This is a genomic window from Vibrio frigidus, from assembly GCF_042465995.1.
GTDB lineage: Bacteria > Pseudomonadota > Gammaproteobacteria > Enterobacterales > Vibrionaceae > Vibrio.
Genome location: NZ_JBCDMC010000006.1, coordinates 101,992 through 122,503 on the forward strand (window position 1 = coordinate 101,992; position 20,512 = coordinate 122,503).

Consider the following 20,512-nt stretch of genomic DNA (forward strand, 5'->3'; position numbering starts at 1 on the left):
TTAAGACCACGCTATCGTCTTGACCTTATGATCAAAAAAGCGCTCAAATGAGCGCTTTTTTATTACCACGTAAACTTAGATATCGATGATATCAAAGTCGACAGCAGGATTAACATCCGCCTCGTAGTCGACGCCATCAACGCCAAAACCAAATAGCTTCAAGAATTCTTCTTTATACTCAACGTAATCAGTCAATTCTTTCAGATTTTCAGTCGTAATTTGAGGCCACAACTTACTACAGTACTCTTGAATGTCATCACGTAATTCCCAGTCATCAAGACGTAGACGATTACTTTCATCCACTTCTGAAACCGACCCATCCGCTTTATATAAACGCTGGCTAAACATGCGTTGAATCTGTTCGATGCAACCTTCATGCACACCTTCTTCACGCATCTTCTTAAACACCATCGCTATATAAAGAGGCATAACCGGTATAGCAGAACTTGCTTGTGTAACAACAGACTTTAACACCGCGACATTGGCACTGCCATTAAGCGCCGCCAATTTCTCATTGAGTGCATGGGCTGCACGATCTAGATCCATCTTCGCTTTACCGAGCGCGCCGTCCCAATAGATAGGCCACGTCAATTCCGTACCAATGTAGCTATAGGCAACGGTTTTGCATCCCTCAGCTAACACGCCAGCTTCAGATAGAGCATTAATCCAAAGCTCCCAATCTTCCCCACCCATAACGGTAATCGTATCGCTGATTTCTTGCTCGTTAGCTGGCTCGACACTCGCTTCGATGATCACATCTTTATTCGTATCAACGGCAGTAGAACTATAAGCGCTTCCGATCGGTTTCAAAGTTGAACGAATCAACTCACCCGTGTCTGGCAGTTTACGTACAGGTGAAGCCAGCGAATAGACGACCATGTCGATCTGACCCAAATCTTCTTTAATGAGATCAATCGTTTTCTGTTTTGCTTCATTAGAAAACGCGTCACCATTTAAGCTTCTCGCGTATAGCCCTTCTTCATGAGCTAGCTTTTCGAATGCAGCCGAATTGTAATAACCTGCTGTTCCTGTTTTCTTTTCGGAACCCGCTTTTTCAAAGAAAACACCAATGGTTGAAGCCCCACCACCAAATGCAGCGGTAATTCGAGAAGACAAACCGTAACCACTAGAGGAACCAACCACCAAAACACGTTTTGGTGCATTAACAATAGGACCTTGAGCTTTGGTGTAAACAATCTGTTCTTTAATGTTTGCTTCACAACCTACTGGGTGTGTAGTGGTGCAAATAAAACCACGAATTCTAGGTTTGATGATCATTTTCAGCGTCCTTTAATATAAAGCTTGGGCAATAGTAACAACTTTGCCTTTAATATTCTGGCTAGAATAAAAGGTTAATCAAGAAATCGCATCAATTTTCTTACAAATTACTGTTCATTTATAAGTGGTTGGAGTAGTTGTCGCATAAAAATAGCGCATGTATAACCAAAATCAGCGTCAAACAGGACCATTTTCACTTTCTATAAATACAGTTTGGGATTAGACAATAGAAAGGCATCTCAGATGAGATGCCTTTGGTGTCCAATTTTTATTGCGTTTATTTAACCAAACAAACGTTAAGCGACACTATTGAGCTTTGGTTCTGATTGCTTATAAGTTTTCACTTCAGAGAAGTCATGACTAAAGTGGTCAACTTGAATGGCTTTACTTCGTAGCGCTTCAGCATCATTAATCTGGTCCACTTCTTTTTGCGTAAGAACACCCGCTTCCAAAGCTTGCTGTAGACGCTCTACTAACGGACCTTTTCTCACAACCTTACCATCCTTAACACCCTGAATGAGTTTTCTTTCAAGCCCGCGAACACTATACAACTTGATAAACGCGCGTTCCATCAGCCCAACCGCATCATCTTCTTTCACGCCTACGTAACATAGGTGAGTTAAGCGGTCACGATGTGCGCCCGGCGTCATCAAAGATTCTGCAATTTTAACGGACAACTGATCTGCTGGTTTCTTAAAGCGATTGCCTAATGGGAATACAAGCACACTTAACATGTGTCCAGCAATACGATTAGGGAAGTTGGTATACGTTTCTTGTAGCGCTTGGGAAGCGCGATACAAGCAATGTTGGATAGAGTAATCTACATACACCAAATCACTTTGCTGACGTCCTTCATCTTCGTACTTCTTCAATACCGCTGACGCCATATAAAGAAAACTCAATCCATCGCCTAACCTTGCCGATATCATCTCTTTACGTTTTAGATCACCACCCAACGTCGCCATCGCTACATCAGAGCTCAGTGCCAAAGCTCGACTGATACGAGTTAGGTCCTTGTAATAACGCTTGGTTGGACCACTCATATGCGCTTTGATAAACGCTGAACCAGTGATGCCAGCCGTAAAAGCACCAAAGGTGTTCTTGAGACCATGGCCGATATGTTTGAATAACAACTCATCGAACTCTTTCGCGCCTTGCTCTTGATCTGGGTTTGCGGCGGCGGCCATCTCTTTTAATACATATGGATGACAACGTGTTGCGCCTTGGCCAAAGATCATAAGGTTACGAGTTAGTATGTTCGCCCCCTCAACCGTGATCGCAACAGGCGCTCCAATATATTGGTTCGCGAGATAGTTCATCGGACCTTGCTGAATACCGCGACCAGCATGAATATCCATTGAGTCATCGAGCAACGTACGCGCCATTTCCGTCATATGGTATTTAGCAATAGCAGTGACAATACCCGGCTTCTCTTTCAGATCAAGTGAGGTCGTCGTTAGCGTACGTGTGGCTTCTAACATATACGTTAGACCGCCGATACGACCCATCGCTTCAGCGACACCTTCAAATTTACCAATGGAAAGCCCAAACTGTTTGCGTACATAAGCATAGGCACCTGTCGTACGTGAAGTAAGGTGTCCGGTTGCTGCCCCCATTGCTGGCAAAGAGATACCACGACCGGCAGACAAACACTCAACCAACATCCGCCAGCCTTTACCTACATAATCTTGACCACCGATTACCCAGTCCATAGGAATGAATACGTCTTCACCACGAGTAGGGCCGTTCATAAATGCAAGGCCGAGCGGGTCATGACGGTCGCCAATCTCTACTCCTGCATGATCCGTCGGTATCAAGGCACAGGTAATGCCTAAATCGACCTCACCACCAAGTAAACCGTCAGGGTCTTGAAGCTTGTATGCCAGACCCAATACAGTAGCAACTGGTGCTAGCGTAATGTAGCGTTTGTTCCAGCTAATTCGCATACCAAGGACTTCTTCACCTTCGTGCATACCCATACAAACCGTACCCATATCTGGAATACCGCCCGCATCGGAACCCGCTTCCGGACCCGTCAAAGCAAAACAAGGTATTTCGCGCCCATCAGCAAGCCTTGGTAACCAATAGTCTTTCTGTTCTTGTGTACCATAGTGAGAAAGCAACTCACCAGGGCCTAAAGAATTGGGCACCATTACCGTAACGCCAGCACTGCCATTACGAGAAGCGATCTTTGTCACTATGGTTGAGTTAGCATGAGAAGAAAACGCTCTTCCTCCATACTCTTTAGAAATAATTAACGAGAAAAAACGCTCTTTAAGGATATAGTCCCAGACATTTTTTGGAAGATCTCTGTCTTTCTTAACAATCTGATGGTCATCCAACATTTCCAACAAGGTTTCAACTTCATTGTCGATGAACGATTGCTCTTCCGTTGTCAAAGAAGGCTTTGGATAATGATGCAGCTTTTGCCAGTCTGGTGACCCAGAAAATAGGTCGCCATCCCACCACACACTACCCGCTTCCATTGCTTCTTTTTCTGTGTCTGACAATGGTGGTAATACTTTCTTAAACATTTTAAATGCTGGGTCGCTTACCCATTTTCTACGTAGAGAGCACATAGTCCGATCCTTTTGTTCTATAAGTACTTTTATTTTAAAAATAAGTAGTTAGTTATTGGTAACGTTTCACTTTGCTAAAATAGTAATTTTTTTCGTTCAATCTTTAATCCGCGCTAACCCCAGCCGCTAGATAAGGGATAAGTTGATTTATCACTACCGATGAATCAACCGCTTGACCATAATCGTTAATTGCGATTTCACTTAGTGCCTGACTTGAGGCCATAGTGAATACGCAGGTTCCCAGCGTAAAATGCAATCGCCAAAAAAGCGTTTCTGGTGATAAGTTTGGGTTAGCTTTAACAATCAAATTAGTAAATTGAGAAAGCACTTCACTATATCGGGTGGTGATAAACCATCTCAAGTGGCCTTGCACATCGGTATAGCCTCTTCCAATCAATGACATAAAACGAGATGCGCCATGAGGTCTTAATTCGTTAAGTTGCAACAATGGCTTTTTCAGACAAGAGAACACGTCTTCCATTGAGAAATTATCTGTTTGGCTTAAAATACGCAGTTCTTCACCAACGGCAGGCATGAATGCTTCTAAGTATCGATTAAGCACAGCCCTTACTAAGGTTTTTTTATCTCCAAAATGATAATTGACTGAAGCCAAATTCACATTAGCTTTACTGGTTATCGCTCGTAATGAAGTATCGTTAAAACCTTGCTCTGCGAATAGGCTCTCTGCTACATCTAATATCTTATCTTTCGTTTTGTTTTTCTGAGCCATTTCAATCAACCGTATTAAACAACTGTTTGAAATATACATACACCGAACATAATTAACAAGTATTTAACATCACATTTATGATAATTAGTCATAAAAATTTAGGTATAAATGAAATGAAATTAAATTGAACTGTCTTGAATAAGGGGGGTCATATAAGTGTAGTAGGCAGAGCATTGCTAAGTTTAAGAAGGTTTAGACTCGTTTTCTCACTGTTTTACTCCACATACTGCTTTTTCTTATTAACTCCTATGTTTGTATCGCCCAATCCACTTTGGATTGGGCATTTTTTTGCCTGTAGATAAGCTCAGTCGCTCAACCTATTAGAAAATAAGGATTTGAGTCTGCCATGTGCATTACACAGGCCCCATTCATCTCTACAAAAAGACAATAAAAAAGCCCCTGAACCATATGGCTCAAAGGCTTACCTATTCTTAAATGACTTATCTATCGAACTCTTTTCTAAATCAATTTACGCTTTCTTTGGTAATGAGATGCTCAATAGAACATACCCTAAAATTGCGGCGGTCGTTGAGCCGAGTAGTATGCCTAAACGTGCATAGGTATCAAACTCTGCACTCACCCCCGTAAACGCGAGTGATGAAATAAAGATAGACATGGTAAAACCAATACCACATAAGACCGACACTGCAAATATATGTTTCATATTCACACCTTCAGGTAACTTAGCCACACCGCTTTTAACTGCTAACCAGCTAAAACTAAAGATACCTAATGGTTTACCAACCAGAAGCCCTAACGCAATACCTAATGGCAACATCGAGGTCAATCCGGATAATGACACACCAGCTAACGAGATGCCTGCATTAGCAAAAGCAAATATGGGTAAAATCAAGAACGCAACATAAGGGTGCAGTGCGTGCTCTAGATGCTTAAGTGGTGACTCTTCACCTTCTTTACCTTTCAGAGGTATAGCAAAGCCAATAACGACACCGGCCAATGTGGCGTGTACACCCGATTTCAATACGGCTATCCATAGAATTAATCCTGCGATAACGTAGTAAGGTAATTTCGTCACGTTCTTAGAATTCATCATAAACAGGACACCTGTCATAATGAAACCAATAGTCAGTGCAAGTGTAGACAGATCACCACTATAAAATAGCGCAATGATAACAACGACACCCAAGTCATCTATGATAGCCAAAGCCAGTAAAAACACCTTTAACGAAATAGGCACTCGTTTACCAAGCAACGCCATAATACCAAGTGCGAATGCAATATCTGTCGCAGCCGGTATCGCCCAACCTTGCATTGCTTGTGGGTCACCAAAATTGAATAGTATATAAATTAATGCAGGAGCTAACATACCGCCAACGGCAGCAATTGCTGGAAAAATAGCGGTTTCTTTGGACTTCAATGCACCTTCTAATAGTTCTCTTTTTACTTCAAGACCAATTAAAAGGAAAAATATGGCCATTAATCCATCGTTAATCCAGTGCGACACTGACATGCCAAATACATATGAGTGCAATACATTGTTGTAAGATTCACCAAACCCTGTGTTCGCTACAACCATAGCGACAGCCGCTGCTATAACGAGCAGTATGCCACCAGCCGATTCCATTTTAAAAAAGTCGCGAATTCCGTCACTCATTGATTTACCTCTAACTCACTTTACCGCTTTGCCTATCTAACTAACAACAATGCATTTGGTTAAGTAACATTAAGTCTGTGATTATTATTACATAAGAATAGGCGCAGTTTATACGATAGGCCAACTTAGGAATAATCGATTGTTTAGATGAATATATTCGGTTTTTCCGAGTATTGGACGAGCATTGAACGTTATTTGTATATTTACGAAACCGATTCTGACTTAAAATCCCGTAAGCTGAAGCATCCCGTAAGCATCTTGCGTTCCCATTGCGGACACCGACCCTTGCCAATATGGATTATAAAACGCATGCCAGAGGTCATCACGAAGAGGGGTAATAATTAGATCTATATCTAATTTTTCTATACTAATTTGCCACGTTAATGGGACTAATTTTCCGTTTTCCATTGGCGTAAATCCTAATGCAGACATCACTATATCGGTGTCCGCTAAAGGAAGAATGGAGCCATCTCGTTTCACTAACATACCATAGTTATAAACAGGATAATTAGGAATACGAGTTTGATTAAGCTTCAGGTGTCCTCCATCAGCCAAATGGAGATTAACGGTCACCGCCTTCTGCCCTTCGATAACGGCTAGGTCGCTCCCCCACTCCTTACTTAACCATGCCTGTCCATTCACAGTAACAACCTTACCATCGAGTATAAGTTGACCCGACGAACGAACAGACGGAGCACCGAAGCCATAAGCTGCGATAGGCAATAGATCATGTTGTTCTTGGTAGCCTTTGTCACCGTTAAGAATAAAACCCTGAAGAGAGGAGGAACTCAATTTGAGAGCAAAATCATCGGTTTCCACCTGTAAAATCCCAGGTAACGGCGAGGAACTTATCGAGCGCCAGCTCCAGTTATCGATCCACAACCGAAATGGACGAGCTCGAAATCCAGCTTGTCCAATACCACCTCTAGCAATACGTTGCTGTTTCCATACTTTGTCTTTTGAGGTGACAACCGAGTTGGACAGATAGAGTTGAGTACTGTTCCACCCACTAGCTTCGCTCTCATTCCTAGCAATGCGATAATAGTTCCATTGAACTGAGTAGAGTTCACCATCTTCACCCACTAGGTTAGCGAAATACTGCCATCCCTCTCGTTTAAACTCATGGTGAAATGAAAAGCTGTCAGGAAACGAAACCGAAACACCCGGTAAAACGGGTTCAAAGACCGATTTTTGACTGTTAGAAAATGCGTAGGTAATGGTCTCTTTCTCAGAAGAACGACCAAACGAGAAATAGTAAAAAAGCCCAGCCACCAGAATAACAAGAATAGCGGCTAACATAATGACTATATTGCGTTTTATTACAGGCATTTTCATAGTTACAATGCGTCTCTAAGTGATTTCATTGGTGTTCGTTTGATCATACCTATAATGGGTAAAATCCCTGCTAGTATGAGCGCGATCATGGCCGACGCAAAGGTATTTAGATATTCCCAAGGAATAACATACAAGGGCATCGTCCAACCAAAAGATTCTTTTAGTACCACTTCTACCATCACTTTCGCAAGCGCTAAACCTAGCGGCATTGCGACCAAAGCAGAGATCAATCCAAACATAAATAGCTGTAAACCACTTAACGCGATGAGTTCGAATGTCGATATGCCAAAACACCTCAACAGGGCAGTATTCCGTTGTTTAGAGACCTCTCCTGCTAACGTCGCAAAGAAAATGCCGCATATCGCTATAAACAACGTCAGATTTCCTAACGTATCCGCAATAACAAAGGTGCGGTCGAAAATACGCATCGCCTGACCGTGTATATTGCTGTTATCGAATAGTCTATCTTCTGACAAGGCATACCTAGATTGTAATTGAGCCAGTAAGTTATCGATATTTGCCTCATCAGTGGCAATAACACCAAGCCCAATATTGCCTAAGCCGCCAAATCGGCTCTTCCAATTTCGATGAGACATTAATACTTGGTTGTATGGGTTACCATAATCATAATAAACGCCAACTACCTGCCATGATTCTTCAACCACGCCACCCAATTGGATCTCATCACCAGGGCGTATACCTTTTTTAAGGGCCATTGCCTCACTGATCATGACACCTTTCGATGTATTAAGTTGATACCAATAGTTAGGTATCGCTATTTTTACTGGTACAGAATCTCTCTCGCCATTACTCAGGCCGGTGCTGACAACTTCTAACACACCAGTTTTTGTTGGTAATTCTAATTCCCAACGCGACCATACTTCTTTAACTTCTGGGCGCGTACTCAGCCAACTGCTCATTCGACCTGCCGAACTGTTGGTAGGAAATATATAGACATCCGCCGCCAATCGTTGTGTCAACCAGCTCTCGGTTGTGGCTCTGAAACTACCGACTAATGTTTCTACGGTTATGTTTGCTGACATCGCCAAAACGAACGCCATCACCGCAACACCACGAAAGCTCATACTCGACGCCGCATCGGAGAAAAACCAACGCGCTTTAACCCAACGTAAAGAGAACGATAAAGCAGAAAATAATTCAAAGATAACGTATGGCATAAACAACGCCACACTCAGAAGCAATAGTGCGACAATAATAAAACCGTGTTGAGGCGTGGCTGGAAGTTGATAAAAACCAATCGCCATAACGCAAAATATACCGGCCGCTAATGCTTGCCATGCAAACTCCCTACCCGCAAAACGGACCAAAGAAAGCTTTGCAGAAAGCCTTATCGGCGGCGTCTTTATCAACCGGACTAGCGGCCAACTACAGGAAAGCAGCGCACCAAAAATTGCCATCAACAGACTGTTTTTACTCCAATGCCAACTCCAATCAACCGTCAGAGAAACGTTCGCGGTGTACAGATCGGCCAAGGTAGTCGATACCGAAGGCATAAGCTGATTGGCCAACATAAGACCAAATACATTGCCAAAAAACCAACCTATAAAAATGAATAATGTTAGTTCTAGCGCTAACGCTTTCGCTAAGTGCCATCCCGAGACCCCAGCCTGACGCATCACGCCTACTAGTGTTTGTCTTTGAATAAACGAAAGCGACATAGCTTGGTAAAAAATAAATATGCCCACGACAAGTGCAAGCATACCCATCGCAGATAGGTTTAGATGAAACGCCTTTGTAAGAGACTCTAATTCGGCTCTAGAGCTTCTCGACAATTCTATACCGTTAGGCAATATACTTTTGAGTCTTTCCAGTTTATCTTCAGGCATGCTTTCACAGGCAAGACGCGAGAAACCACCCGACCCATTGATTTCTCTTACCTTTGATATATCAGCGAGGATTCGAGTACCTGAAAGAAGCGCATTATGGTCAAGAAAAAGTGGGCCTAGTTTCGAGCCATCTTTTAGTTCTATAAAGTCGCCGCTGCTTTTACCAAGATATGATGCAAGCTCAGCCCCCATAATGAGAGGTTTCGACGGTTGCATCATACGTAAAATCGAGAGGTCATTTTTACGGTGTAGTGTTTCTAACCCCAAAATAGAGACGGGGTCGACACCAACAATTGAGAGATCGCGGCCACTCTTTGTTTCAATTCTTAAATTATCAAACGGAATGCATTGGTTAAAACCCTCACGACGAAGCTGGATGTAAAAGCCTTGTGGGATCTTATTTGCGCTAAATTTGGGAGTGATAGTATAAGGCAGAGGATTTGCAAAAAGGGTTTCACTATGCAAATAACTCTGTTTTGCGTGTTGATTGATCGCGGCAACCCCGACATATACAGACACACCCAAAGTGAGCCCGAACAAGACGAGTAATAATTGTAGCGGATGACGACGATAATGCCCTAGTAGTGCTTTAACTACCGGCCATAACATGCAATTGCCCTCCTTGAAGACGGACACAACCGCTCATGTGCTCTGCTACTTTTTTACTGTGAGTGACAAGTAAAAGAGTGCAATTAAGCTGCTTGGCTAACGAGGTTAGTAGTCGCATTACCGCTTCAGCGTTTCTTTCATCTAAACTACCGGTTGGTTCATCTGCCAACAGCAATTTTGGTTCCATATACAATGCGCGAGCAATTGCGGTTCGTTGTTGTTGACCACCAGACACTTCTTCAGGATAACGGCCTAATAGAGGCATGAGATCGAGAGCTGATAATATTTGACGCCACAAACCTTTATCTTCTGGTAACCCTTTTAACTGCCTACAGAAACGAATGTTGTCTGCGATATTCAATGTCGGTAGAAGATTGTATTGTTGGAATATATGGCCAATATTGTGTCGACGGTAGGCTGTTTTTTTAACCTCGTTACTGGCATGCATAGCGAAACTTGAAAACCAAATTTCACCAGAATCAGTCGAGTCCAGTCCTGCAATCAGGTTTAGTAGCGTACTTTTTCCAGAACCACTTTCCCCCATTAACGCGAGTTGTTCACCTTGATTTAATTTTAGAGCTGCCCCTTGTAGCACTGGATGAAACTCTCCACCGTCTACATAGCCTTTATTTAGGTCGGACAATTCTAGCATTAATAATTACACTCGCATTAAAGAATTCAGGGTATGTGAAGTTACACTAATTACTCACTTTTCGGAAGTATTTTACCTACCTGATCACATTATTTTAAGCAAACTGTCACACGAGGATGATACAGCTTCAAAAATATTCAAATAAAATTGCATTCTCTCAAAAATAACCGTACGAGTGTTGGTTATTTAGCCAATTGTCAACAGACTTACTTTTCAATAAGGTTTCGTATCCATTTTCTGCTTTTTAATCGATGGATAGCACTAAAGCACTTAATGCACTCCTCAACCAAAAATAGCACGTAAACATACTCAGGTTTTAACCCGAGATATACGGCGGCGAAAGCCGCAATTGGGATCCCGATAAACCATTGGGAGACCACATCTTGATACAAACAATATTTAACATCACCACCTGCCCTTAATACACCCACCACCAAGGTAAGCGGTATAGAGCGAATCACCATTCCGAAACAGAGTATCAGCATAAACTTATCTGCAAGTGCGCGTGTCTCTTCTGTCAACGCACTAAAGGAGTCGAGGATAGGTATTTGGATAGTATAAAGGACCACAGCCGTACACAAGCCGAGCAGAACACTGAGAAAAAGTAATCCTATCGATTGATAATAAACCGCATCATATTTTTTTGCGCCAATCTGATTGCCCGTAAGAACACCCGCTGCCGTAGAGGTCCCTATCAACAAACTTATACCAATTGAATCTACTGGTGTCATAACTGATAACGCGGCCAAGCCTTGTACCCCGGTTCGCCCCATAATAGCGTGGTAAGCAAACAGACCAGCGGCCCAAGTAAAGAAGTTTAATGTTGTTGGTAATGATAACCGAAGAAAACGCGACACCTTCTCTGAAGTAAAAGCGACCTTCACGTCAGACAGCGTAAATGCGAGCAAACTCTTTGATTTATATAAAAAGGCGTACAAACAGACAATTTCTATCGCGCCACTAAGCACCGTCGCGATAGCTGCGCCTTTGATTCCCATTGCGGGCATTCCAAAATGCCCAAAGATCAAAACCCAATTTAGAAAGACGTTTGAAACGATACCAATACCACTAAAAAAGGTGCTCACACCGGGGCGGTGCATCGCTCGAAGGCCTACCGCCATACTACTAACGCACGCAACCGCGAACATACTAAGTGAGGTAATGACGATGTAATCACTACCCAAAGCAATAACCTGTGCTGAATCGGTTGCTAACTCCATAATCTGTTCTGGATAGAGCATAAACAGGACGACAGTCAATAAAGCAAACGCATTCGCAATGATCCACGTTAAGGCGGTGCTCTCTCTTACCCCGTCCTTGTTCCCTGCCCCCCAAAACTGCGCCGTCAATAACGCCCCTCCCGTATTGACACCAACCAACATAAGCGTAGTGACAAACATCGCACGACTTGCCACACCGACGGCGGCGATATCCGCTTCACCAAGTTGACCAAGCATAAGAACATCGACTAATCCTCTGCTAGAAAACATAATGTTTTGCAGTGCGATAGGGAGTGCGATGGCAAATAAACGGCGTAAAAAATCACCTTTTGTATACTTGTAAACTAATGATAAGGTGTTGGTCATAAAGCCTCATAAAAATGAAAGAGATGCGCGCCTAAAGACGTGGAAGAATGGGCAGAGCATTAACACGAAGAATAGCAAGAGTATTCTACTCCCATTGATTTGGGATCACCATGAAAAGGAATGAAGTTATTGGCTATGGAAAAGAAAAAAATATTGGTTCTTGGCGCTTCTGGTTATGTTGGTTCGCAACTTATCCCCCTGCTTCTCGAGCAGGGCCATATCGTTACTGCTGCTTCCCGACAGATAGACTACCTGAAAGCACGAGTCCAACCGCATGCCAACCTAACAACTGTCTATCTTGATCTCGCCGAAAAAGACGCGACGTTAGATGCCGTCAGCGGCCATGAGCTTGTTTATTTTCTTGTCCATGGGATGGCTCATGGTCACGATTTCCTCGAATATGAACTTTCCTTGGCGATCAATTTTAAAGACGCGTTAATTGATAGCAGCGTTAAACATGTTGTCTATCTTAGTGCTATTCAACCGCAGACAGGAAACTCAGAGCACCTTCTTGCTCGTAAAAAAACCGGAGAAATCCTAAAGCAGGCTAACGTCCCCGTTACCGAATTAAGAGCCGGAGTCATTATTGGTCCCGGGTCTGCCGCGTTTGAAATCATGAAAGATTTCACCTATAACATGCCAATTATCATTGCTCCTAAATGGGTTGACTCCAAAGCAAACCCGATTGCACTAAACAACCTTAACCACTACCTTCTTGCTCAACTTCATGAATCACCGACTCAAAGTCATTTTTACGAAGTCGGCGGACCAGATATTCTAAGTTATCGAGAACAGTTTGGTGTGATATGTAGCGCTATCGAGCGTCCGCTCCGGCTCTGGTCTACCTCACTGCTTACCCCTAAAATGGCCTCTTATTGGTTGGGATTGGTCACCTCTGTTCCTGCTAATATTGGTCGAGCTTTATTGGCCGGGCTCGAACACGACTACGTTGCCGATTCTCAAGAGATCCGCAAAAAATACCCGCAACCATTAATCTCATATAAAGACGCCGTTACTCGGTCCGTCAGCAATGAAGGCGAGTTTATACGAAGCGAGGTTTGGGGGTTTGATCCTGCCGCGCTTAACCGGTGGCAATCTGGTTATGGGTATTATCCGAAAGATGCAGGAGCAAGCATAAAAACCGATAAAACAGCCGAAGCGCTATGGCAAGTTGTTAAGAAAATAGGCAGCCCTGAAGAAGGTTATTTCTTCGCCAATATTTTATGGCGTACACGAGAATGGCTTGATCTTTTCGTCGGTGGCGGCATTCCAAAAAGACGATGCCCCTCAGGCCCTGAACTCAAGATTGGGGATCATATTGACTCATGGAAGGTAATACGTTGTGAGAAAAATCAGTTTATATCGCTGCTTTTCGGTATGACGGCTCCGGGGTTAGGTCGCCTTGAATGCACCATTAAAGATCATGGTGGTTACCGAGAGTTAGATGTCAGAGCCTGGTGGCATCCGCAAGGCTTTAGAGGTTTACTTTATTGGTTTGCAATGATGCCTGCACACCTGTTTATTTTTAAAGGCATGGTTAAAGCGATAGTAAAAAAAGCGTAAAGTAAATAAGTTACAGATTCATTGTTAATTAGCTTTGAACCTGTAACTTATCCCTATTTGGTCTTAAAAACCGATTGGGATCTCCGCCAATTGGCTTCCTTGGTTTTTTGGGTAAATTAGGTATTCACCGTGATACTTCACTGCTGACTTATAATCCGTACGCTTATGCAGCATAAAACCAAACTCACTCGCCATCCTGACAAATTCTGCATGGTGACCTCGAACATAAAAACTCATTGGTTTTACTAGTTCAGAGCCTCCTTCAAAACAATCATCGCATTGCTTTGCACAAAGGAGGAAAGAGTTATCCCCTTCCGTAAATACCTGCATTTTGCCTGTAATTTCAAACTCAGTACTTACCCCCCAATTGGCCTTTTCCATCACCTCAAGAAACGCTTCAATATCAGAATCAGAGATAACCTTAGGTTCTTCGTCTACTGGTGATAACTGACCATAAAACTTAGAGATATTTTTGAAGGTAAACATCAGTTCCGATTTAGTCCCTTTGCTTCTTCCCATTTTTTGCCAACGTACAAGATTATCGCGAACACAGCGATCAAATCTCTGAGTTTTCAGACTCAGTGTCACCCAGCGAACCAAAAAATGTGTATTACTGACAGGTGTATTGGCCACCTTTCCTTTTTTATGTAGTTCTTCCAATTCATCAAGCGCTGAATTAACTACGTTTTGCATTTCAATTGTATAGATTGCCATTAAGCTTTACGTCCTAAAAACCAATAAAAAACCGCAGACATTACGGCACATAGTGTCATTATCAAAATCATCGGCCATGCCGTGTCACCCGGCAACATTGCAACGATAACACCGATAATGGATCCGACACCAAATCTCAACGTACCCGCTAACGAAGAAGCGGTGCCCGCCATACTTGGGTAAGCCGATAGCAAGATAGCCATCGAGTTGCTACCCACTGTAGACATCATACTAATATAGAGCATGACAAAAGGGACAATACCCCACAATCCAATATCCGCTAACCAACCAAAAAAGAGCCCGACACCAGCGATAAGTTGAATCAGAATGGCAAAAGAAAGCATCCATTTAGAGCTCACTCTTCTGACAATCCGGCCATTCACGGTCGTCATAATGAATAAACCGACAACGTTTAAACCAAACAGATAGCCAAACTGCGACGTACCCACCCCGTAGACATCGATATAAACAAACGAACCCGCGGTTAGAAATGCAAACATACCTGCAAATGAGAACGCACCAGCGAACATCAAACCCAAGGCGACTGGATTCATAAACAAGCGGATATAGTTTTGAATCGTGGTTCTAAAATGCAGCTTCTGTCTGTTTTCTGGCGCGAGTGTCTCTGGTATCTTCCAGATAACGGCAGCGATAACCAAACCAGATACCACCGCGAGAACCCAAAATATTGAGCGCCAGCCAAACCAAACGGCTAAATAACCACCCAGCATGGGGGCGATAAGTGGTGCAATCATCACGACCAACGTAATAAAGGACATAGTACGAGCAAAATCTTCTTTCTCGTACATATCTCTAACCAAGGCTTGAATAACAACCGCGGCTGACGCCCCAGCAAAACCTTGCGCCGCCCGTACGTATTTTAACGACTCGATATCGGATGTCGTCGCACACACGATAGAACCAATCGCAAACAGCAAAATACCTATAATTAATATAGGCTTTCGACCATAGCTGTCAGAGAGTGGTCCATGCAATAATTGACCAATAGCAAACCCGGCTGTATAGGTTGTTAACGTTATCTGAACCGCGCCAGGATCTACCCCTAACTCTTTCGCGATAGTTGGCATTGCAGGCAAATACATATCAATGGCTAATGGAGTCAGTGCACCAATAGCACCTAAAATGATGAACATTAAAAGGCCAAGCTGATTTGTGTTGCTACTTGTCATACTGCTCCGACATCAATTTTGATTAATATGTATAGTAAATAACGACTCTACTACCGAGTCGACCTACCTCTTTGCTCGCCCATTACTTGCTCCAGACAGAACCCACTTCTTCTTCTGTCAAATAACGATATTCGCCTGGCTCTAAATCAACATCCAATTCAATTGCACCTATGCGTTCTCGATGAAGCGCTTCGACTTTATTTCCAAGCGCGGCAAACATCCGTTTAACTTGATGATACTTACCTTCTACAATCGTCAACAAGACCTCGTTGGTGTTGATAACCTCTAAGGCCGCTGGCAGTGTCGGCTCAGGTTCACTTCTTAACTCAATACCTTCTGCAAACGTCGATACGTAATCATCTAAAACTGGATCGGCTAACCAAACTCTGTACGTTTTTTCGCACTTATGTTTAGGGGAAGTAATCCGATGTGACCATTTCCCGTCATCGGTAATAAGCACTAAGCCCGTTGTGTCGACATCTAATCGACCAGCAAAGTGCAGATTCTCCATCTTGACTTCATCTAATAAAACAAACGCCGTAGGGTTGAAACCATCTTCATGAGAGCATACATAACCCTCAGGCTTAAATAGCATGATATATCTAGGCCCATGAACAGTGATTACCTTGTTTTGCCATTCAACAACACAGGTCTCTTTTAGTTTATGTGCGCCACTTTTTATCGTGATGTCATTAACCGTTACGCTGCCGCTTTTAATGATTTTTGTCGCTTCTTTACGTGTCGCACCTAATGCATCACACAAAAATTTATCTAACCGCATGATTACCTCTTCTTTCTCTAGTGGGGTATTATAGGGATCTTTCTTAAATTAGTTGAGCTATTTCACACTTTTCCTATATGTATAAACTTCGGCCCTATCAAACGGATTCAGTCAAAGCCGTTATTCATTATTTTAGAAAGCATACAACTCCTGCCGTCATCGTCCTACCAACAGGCGCCGGCAAGAGTCTTGTCATTGCGGAATTAGCTCGTATCGCTAAAGGACGAGTACTTGTGCTGGCCCATGTAAAAGAACTGGTTGAACAAAACCATGCTAAATACGAAAGCTATGGCGAAAAAGGCGCTGTTTTTTCTGCCGGATTAGGCAGAAAAGAGACCAACCAACCGGTTGTCTTCGCCTCTGTTCAATCGGTAGTGCGCAATCTTGATGCATTTGCAAACCAGTTTTCATTATTGGTTATCGATGAGTGCCACCGCGTACCAGATGAAAAAAGTAGCAGCTACCAAAAAGTCATCAGCCATGTAACCGAACTAAATCCCGGTATTAAAGTCTTGGGTTTAACGGCGACGCCGTATCGATTGGGCATGGGTTGGATATATCAATACCATACCAGAGGGCAAGTTCGCAGCGAAGAACCGCGCTTTTTTAGAGACTGTATTTTCGAACTGCCCATTCGATATCTGTTAGATGAACAGTTTCTCACACCAGCAAGGATGATCGATGCCCCTGTGCTCAGCTATGATTTTTCGGCGCTAAAACCCACCAGCCTCGGAAGATATAAAGAATCTGATTTAGATATGGTGATAGAAAGCGCCAAAAGAGCGACGCCGCAGATTGTTAACCAAATCATCCAAATGGGCGCGGATCGTCAAGGAATTATGATATTCGCGGCAACGGTTCGCCACGCTCAAGAGATCCTCTCTTTGCTGCCACCTGACCAGTCAGACATAGTGATTGGTGATACGCCGACACTCGATCGTGACCGCATTATCCAAAGCTTTAAAAATAAAGAGATCCAATTCTTAGTCAATGTATCGGTGTTAACCACCGGTTTTGATGCCCCCCATGTGGACCTAATCGCTATCCTTCGGCCAACAGAATCTGTGAGCTTATATCAACAAATTATTGGACGAGGATTAAGGTTATCGGAAGGCAAAACAGACTGCCTTGTTTTGGATTATGCAGGCAATAACTACGATCTCTATCAACCAGAGGTCGGTAACCCAAAACCCGATCCTAATAGTGACATTGTCACTATTCCCTGCCCTGCGTGCGGCTTTAATAACAATTTTTGGGGGAAATTGGACGACAACGGGTTCTTGCTTGAGCATTATGGTCGACGCTGCCAAGGTTACCTTGAAGAAGAGGACGGAACCCGAGAACATTGTGGCTATCGGTTTAGAGCCAAATACTGCCACGAATGCGGTGCCGATAACGACATCGCTGCACGCATTTGCCACGAGTGTGATGCGACCCTTGTTGACCCAGACAAAAAACTTAAAGAAGCCCTTAACCTAAAGGATGCTTTGGTGTTTGAATGTAGGGATATGCAATTAAACGTCTTGAAAGACAGCAGCGGTAAGAATCAATTAAAGGTAACATACGTTGGTGACAATAACGCTCAAGTACATGAATTTTGGTCACTAAACACCAAAAAGAGAAAAGAAGCATTTTATAAACAATTTGTCAGACCTCATTTAGCCGACCGTCATCGACCTTTTAATGAGAGCTCGCCAACACGCGTGGTCGCCAATCAACATCGCTTTCGCTTACCTCTTTTTGTCATCGCTAGAAAGTCTGGTCGTTTCTGGAAAATGCGAGATAAAATATTTGAAGACGAGATGAGAGAAAAATAGCAAATTCCAATCGGATTCTATTGCTCGAAAATAGCAAGAATGGTAGTATCCGCGCTCGCAAACAGCTAACAGACCGTTTTCTGATTGCGGCATACATTATCGGCTAGGTCGCTATGCTGATAAACAATCCTAATTTTTTACTAATTTGAGAGTAAATACTATGAAATTTGAAACAGTAGTACGTACTGAACTAGGTAAGAGTGCGAGCCGCCGCCTACGTTTAACTGGCCAATTCCCAGCTATCGTTTATGGTGGTGAAGCAGCTCCAGTTTCTATCGCACTTCTACATTCTGATGTGATTCATCAAATGGACAAGCCTGAATTCTACGAAGCCATCACTCTAGTGATCGACGGTGCAGAAGTTAAGGTTAAGCCGCAAGACGTTCAACGTCACGCGTTTAAGCCAAGAGTTGAGCACATGGACTTTATCCGTATCTAATTCTGCTACCACAGAATAGAAAAAGATATATCCAGCTTTTCGCATAGAGATTATCGGCCTTTACCATCCGAGACATCAAAAAATTAGAAACCCCAGATGCTACCAACATCTGGGGTTTCGCCGTTTCTGGGGCTTTTTTAACAAAGCTTACAGCAACCTTTAGAAATTAATAATAAAAAATAAACATCATCATGACCTTACTTTTTATGTTTATTGCTTATTAGTTTAGAAGCAGGCTTTCTAAACAATGCTCCTGAATACCGTAAAATTCTTTAATTGACTTTATTTGTGCAAGTATGATGGTGTTATCGATTGGTTTTTTGCGTTTTTGTGCCAATATCATTTTGTTTTTGCTCGTGTGCTCGAGTGAAATAAACTCAAATACTTTTGTATCGTATCCGTTGGCTTCCAACAACAACGCACGCAATCCATCTGTTACCATTTCTGCTTCTTGACCAAGGTGAATACCATGCTGTAGAAGTGGTGCTAATAATGTTGGAGATTTCATTTGTGGACGTATTTGTTTATGGCAACAAGGTGAACACATAATAATTTCTGCATTAGTACGAATACCCATGTGAATAGCATAATCGGTGGCAATATCGCAGGCATGCAGCGCTATCATGATATTAATACCTTGTGCTTTAAAGTGTTGCACATCGCCCTGCTCAAATTTAATGCCCTCTAACGCTAACTTCTTGGCCGTCGTGTTACATAAATCAACCAAATTTTGACGTAGTTCTACACCCGTCACTTCTGTTTTTACTTGTAGCTTGTCAATAAAATAATCATGCACAGCGAAGGTCAAGTAAGCTTTACCTGATCCAAAGTCGGCGATATGTACTTTGTCATGGTTAGCAAGCCCGGTGCTATCAATAGCGTGCGACAATACTTCAATAAATTTATTGATCTGTTTCCATTTGCGCGACATAGCAGGAATGATATTTCCTTTGATATCAGTTACACCAAGCTCATGTAGATAAGGTCTGTTTTGTTCTACAAAGCGATTTTTCGCGCGATCGTGAGGTGCTATTTGTGTTTTTTGAAGTGTTTTATTTTTGTTTGGGTACTTTTTCATTAACACTTTTCCTTTTTTACTCACACTTAATTGCACTTCCCATTCATCCGTTACTAAGTGCGCGTTAAAAAAGTGGTGACCTAACTCCGATCGCCAAAAAGCCAGTGATTCTTCAATGGTTAAGTTTTTGGTGATGTGATGGGTTTTATATTCATGTAAAAAAGAAAGTAATGGTTGCTCTTTTAATGAGAGTGGTCGAATGGTTATGCGTTTTAGATCTGCTTTATCACCATTGTATTTTGACAGTACTAACCGTTGCAGTTGTTGATCATTGAATGCGTCATTGCAGGTTTGTAAAAACAGGTCAAATTCAGCGGAATTGTAGATTGGCATAACAGTCTCTTTTAATATTTTTAAATACAAGATTAGTACTCCATTCTACAGGTTAATGTTATTCAAATCTTTAATCTTATAAAGATAGTCATTGATAATAACGATACCAATGCGTTAGCGTTAGAGATGACTTTATTTCCTAACTGGAACTCGATAGACACCGCCGATATGGTTGAGTCGACAACGATAGACAAGCATATGGCAGAAAAATGGACGGCGGTTAAGTAAAAAAGTTATAAATGGACAGACACCTTCAAAACAAGAAGCATGTCCTTCGTTGCGAGTCCTTATTGGAGCCTTTTTATGTGCATGGTTACATTAAACTGTCGGTTTTTACAAATTCACTATGCCACTACACCGTTTTGT

At 42.6% G+C, this 20,512-nt stretch carries 15 protein-coding genes; 3 read left to right on the forward strand and 12 right to left on the reverse strand.

Annotation, left to right across the window (positions count from 1 at the left end; genetic code table 11):
• Window positions 1-75: 75 nt before the first annotated feature.
• The 8 genes from fabV to AACW90_RS11730 form a co-directional block, all read right to left on the reverse strand.
• A complete protein-coding gene (gene fabV, locus AACW90_RS11695) occupies window positions 76-1,278 on the reverse strand; it encodes an enoyl-ACP reductase FabV (RefSeq protein ID WP_390234549.1) in 1,203 nt (400 codons plus the stop codon).
• 296 nt (window positions 1,279-1,574) lie between these two features.
• Window positions 1,575-3,857 (reverse strand): acyl-CoA dehydrogenase, encoded by a 2,283-nt coding sequence (locus AACW90_RS11700; protein WP_390234551.1) that lies wholly within the window; start codon window positions 3,855-3,857, stop codon window positions 1,575-1,577.
• A gap of 103 nt (window positions 3,858-3,960) precedes the next feature.
• Window positions 3,961-4,596: a TetR family transcriptional repressor PsrA gene (psrA, locus tag AACW90_RS11705; RefSeq protein WP_195705038.1), complete on the reverse strand. Its 636-nt coding sequence runs from the start codon at window positions 4,594-4,596 to the stop codon at window positions 3,961-3,963.
• Window positions 4,597-5,056: 460 nt separating this feature from the next.
• The gene (gene nhaA / locus AACW90_RS11710; protein ID WP_390234553.1) at window positions 5,057-6,202 is read right to left on the reverse strand and encodes a Na+/H+ antiporter NhaA; all 1,146 of its coding nucleotides are present in this window, start codon (window positions 6,200-6,202) and stop codon (window positions 5,057-5,059) included.
• 222 nt (window positions 6,203-6,424) lie between these two features.
• On the reverse strand, window positions 6,425-7,531 hold the full coding sequence (locus AACW90_RS11715; RefSeq protein WP_390234556.1) for a lipocalin-like domain-containing protein: 1,107 nt from the start codon (window positions 7,529-7,531) through the stop codon (window positions 6,425-6,427).
• Between the two features lie 8 nt (window positions 7,532-7,539).
• Window positions 7,540-9,993 carry an ABC transporter permease gene (locus AACW90_RS11720; RefSeq protein ID WP_390234558.1) on the reverse strand — a complete coding sequence of 818 codons (2,454 nt, stop codon included), beginning with the start codon at window positions 9,991-9,993 and terminating at the stop codon, window positions 7,540-7,542.
• The gene (locus AACW90_RS11725; RefSeq protein ID WP_390234561.1) at window positions 9,974-10,645 is read right to left on the reverse strand and encodes an ABC transporter ATP-binding protein; all 672 of its coding nucleotides are present in this window, start codon (window positions 10,643-10,645) and stop codon (window positions 9,974-9,976) included. Before AACW90_RS11725 ends, AACW90_RS11720 begins: the two co-directional genes overlap by 20 nt.
• Window positions 10,646-10,851: 206 nt before the next feature.
• Window positions 10,852-12,231: an MATE family efflux transporter gene (locus AACW90_RS11730; protein ID WP_390234562.1), complete on the reverse strand. Its 1,380-nt coding sequence runs from the start codon at window positions 12,229-12,231 to the stop codon at window positions 10,852-10,854.
• Between the two features lie 135 nt (window positions 12,232-12,366).
• On the opposite strand from AACW90_RS11730, the gene AACW90_RS11735 reads away from it, so the two are divergent.
• Entirely contained in the window at window positions 12,367-13,794 is a 1,428-nt protein-coding gene (locus AACW90_RS11735) for a DUF2867 domain-containing protein (protein WP_390234565.1), read from the forward strand.
• Between the two features lie 63 nt (window positions 13,795-13,857).
• Here AACW90_RS11735 and AACW90_RS11740 read toward each other — a convergent pair whose 3' ends face one another.
• The 3 genes from AACW90_RS11740 to rsuA form a co-directional block, all read right to left on the reverse strand.
• Window positions 13,858-14,508, reverse strand: a complete 651-nt coding sequence (locus AACW90_RS11740) for a DUF2913 family protein (protein WP_390234567.1) — start codon at window positions 14,506-14,508, stop codon at window positions 13,858-13,860.
• Window positions 14,508-15,698, reverse strand: coding sequence for a Bcr/CflA family multidrug efflux MFS transporter (locus AACW90_RS11745; protein WP_390234569.1), 1,191 nt, complete (start codon window positions 15,696-15,698; stop codon window positions 14,508-14,510). The genes AACW90_RS11740 and AACW90_RS11745 overlap by 1 nt, the downstream gene beginning before the upstream one ends.
• Before the next feature lie 82 nt (window positions 15,699-15,780).
• Window positions 15,781-16,479: a 16S rRNA pseudouridine(516) synthase RsuA gene (gene rsuA, locus AACW90_RS11750; protein ID WP_390234571.1), complete on the reverse strand. Its 699-nt coding sequence runs from the start codon at window positions 16,477-16,479 to the stop codon at window positions 15,781-15,783.
• Window positions 16,480-16,556: 77 nt separating this feature from the next.
• On the opposite strand from rsuA, the gene radD reads away from it, so the two are divergent.
• The gene (gene radD, locus AACW90_RS11755; RefSeq protein ID WP_390234575.1) at window positions 16,557-18,296 is read left to right on the forward strand and encodes a DNA repair helicase RadD; all 1,740 of its coding nucleotides are present in this window, start codon (window positions 16,557-16,559) and stop codon (window positions 18,294-18,296) included.
• A gap of 160 nt (window positions 18,297-18,456) precedes the next feature.
• Window positions 18,457-18,735 (forward strand): 50S ribosomal protein L25, encoded by a 279-nt coding sequence (gene rplY / locus AACW90_RS11760; protein WP_390234576.1) that lies wholly within the window; start codon window positions 18,457-18,459, stop codon window positions 18,733-18,735.
• 220 nt (window positions 18,736-18,955) lie between these two features.
• On the opposite strand, the gene AACW90_RS11765 is transcribed toward rplY, so the two are convergent.
• Window positions 18,956-20,146 (reverse strand): class I SAM-dependent methyltransferase, encoded by a 1,191-nt coding sequence (locus tag AACW90_RS11765; RefSeq protein ID WP_390234579.1) that lies wholly within the window; start codon window positions 20,144-20,146, stop codon window positions 18,956-18,958.
• Between the last annotated feature and the right edge of the window lie 366 nt (window positions 20,147-20,512).

Excerpts from the sequence above, each read along its gene's own strand:
- AACW90_RS11725 (WP_390234561.1), bottom strand. The coding sequence starts at position 10,645 with ATGCTAGAATTGTCCGACCTAAATAAAGGCTATGTAGACGGTGGAGAG.
- AACW90_RS11735 (WP_390234565.1), top strand. The coding sequence starts at position 12,367 with ATGGAAAAGAAAAAAATATTGGTTCTTGGCGCTTCTGGTTATGTTGGT.
- AACW90_RS11740 (WP_390234567.1), bottom strand. The coding sequence starts at position 14,508 with ATGGCAATCTATACAATTGAAATGCAAAACGTAGTTAATTCAGCGCTT.
- AACW90_RS11720 (WP_390234558.1), bottom strand. The coding sequence starts at position 9,993 with ATGTTATGGCCGGTAGTTAAAGCACTACTAGGGCATTATCGTCGTCAT.
- nhaA (WP_390234553.1), bottom strand. The coding sequence starts at position 6,202 with ATGAGTGACGGAATTCGCGACTTTTTTAAAATGGAATCGGCTGGTGGC.
- AACW90_RS11730 (WP_390234562.1), bottom strand. The coding sequence starts at position 12,231 with ATGACCAACACCTTATCATTAGTTTACAAGTATACAAAAGGTGATTTT.
- rplY (WP_390234576.1), top strand. The coding sequence starts at position 18,457 with ATGAAATTTGAAACAGTAGTACGTACTGAACTAGGTAAGAGTGCGAGC.
- AACW90_RS11745 (WP_390234569.1), bottom strand. The coding sequence starts at position 15,698 with ATGACAAGTAGCAACACAAATCAGCTTGGCCTTTTAATGTTCATCATT.
- radD (WP_390234575.1), top strand. The coding sequence starts at position 16,557 with ATGTATAAACTTCGGCCCTATCAAACGGATTCAGTCAAAGCCGTTATT.
- AACW90_RS11715 (WP_390234556.1), bottom strand. The coding sequence starts at position 7,531 with ATGCCTGTAATAAAACGCAATATAGTCATTATGTTAGCCGCTATTCTT.
- AACW90_RS11765 (WP_390234579.1), bottom strand. The coding sequence starts at position 20,146 with ATGCCAATCTACAATTCCGCTGAATTTGACCTGTTTTTACAAACCTGC.
- AACW90_RS11700 (WP_390234551.1), bottom strand. The coding sequence starts at position 3,857 with ATGTGCTCTCTACGTAGAAAATGGGTAAGCGACCCAGCATTTAAAATG.
- fabV (WP_390234549.1), bottom strand. The coding sequence starts at position 1,278 with ATGATCATCAAACCTAGAATTCGTGGTTTTATTTGCACCACTACACAC.
- rsuA (WP_390234571.1), bottom strand. The coding sequence starts at position 16,479 with ATGCGGTTAGATAAATTTTTGTGTGATGCATTAGGTGCGACACGTAAA.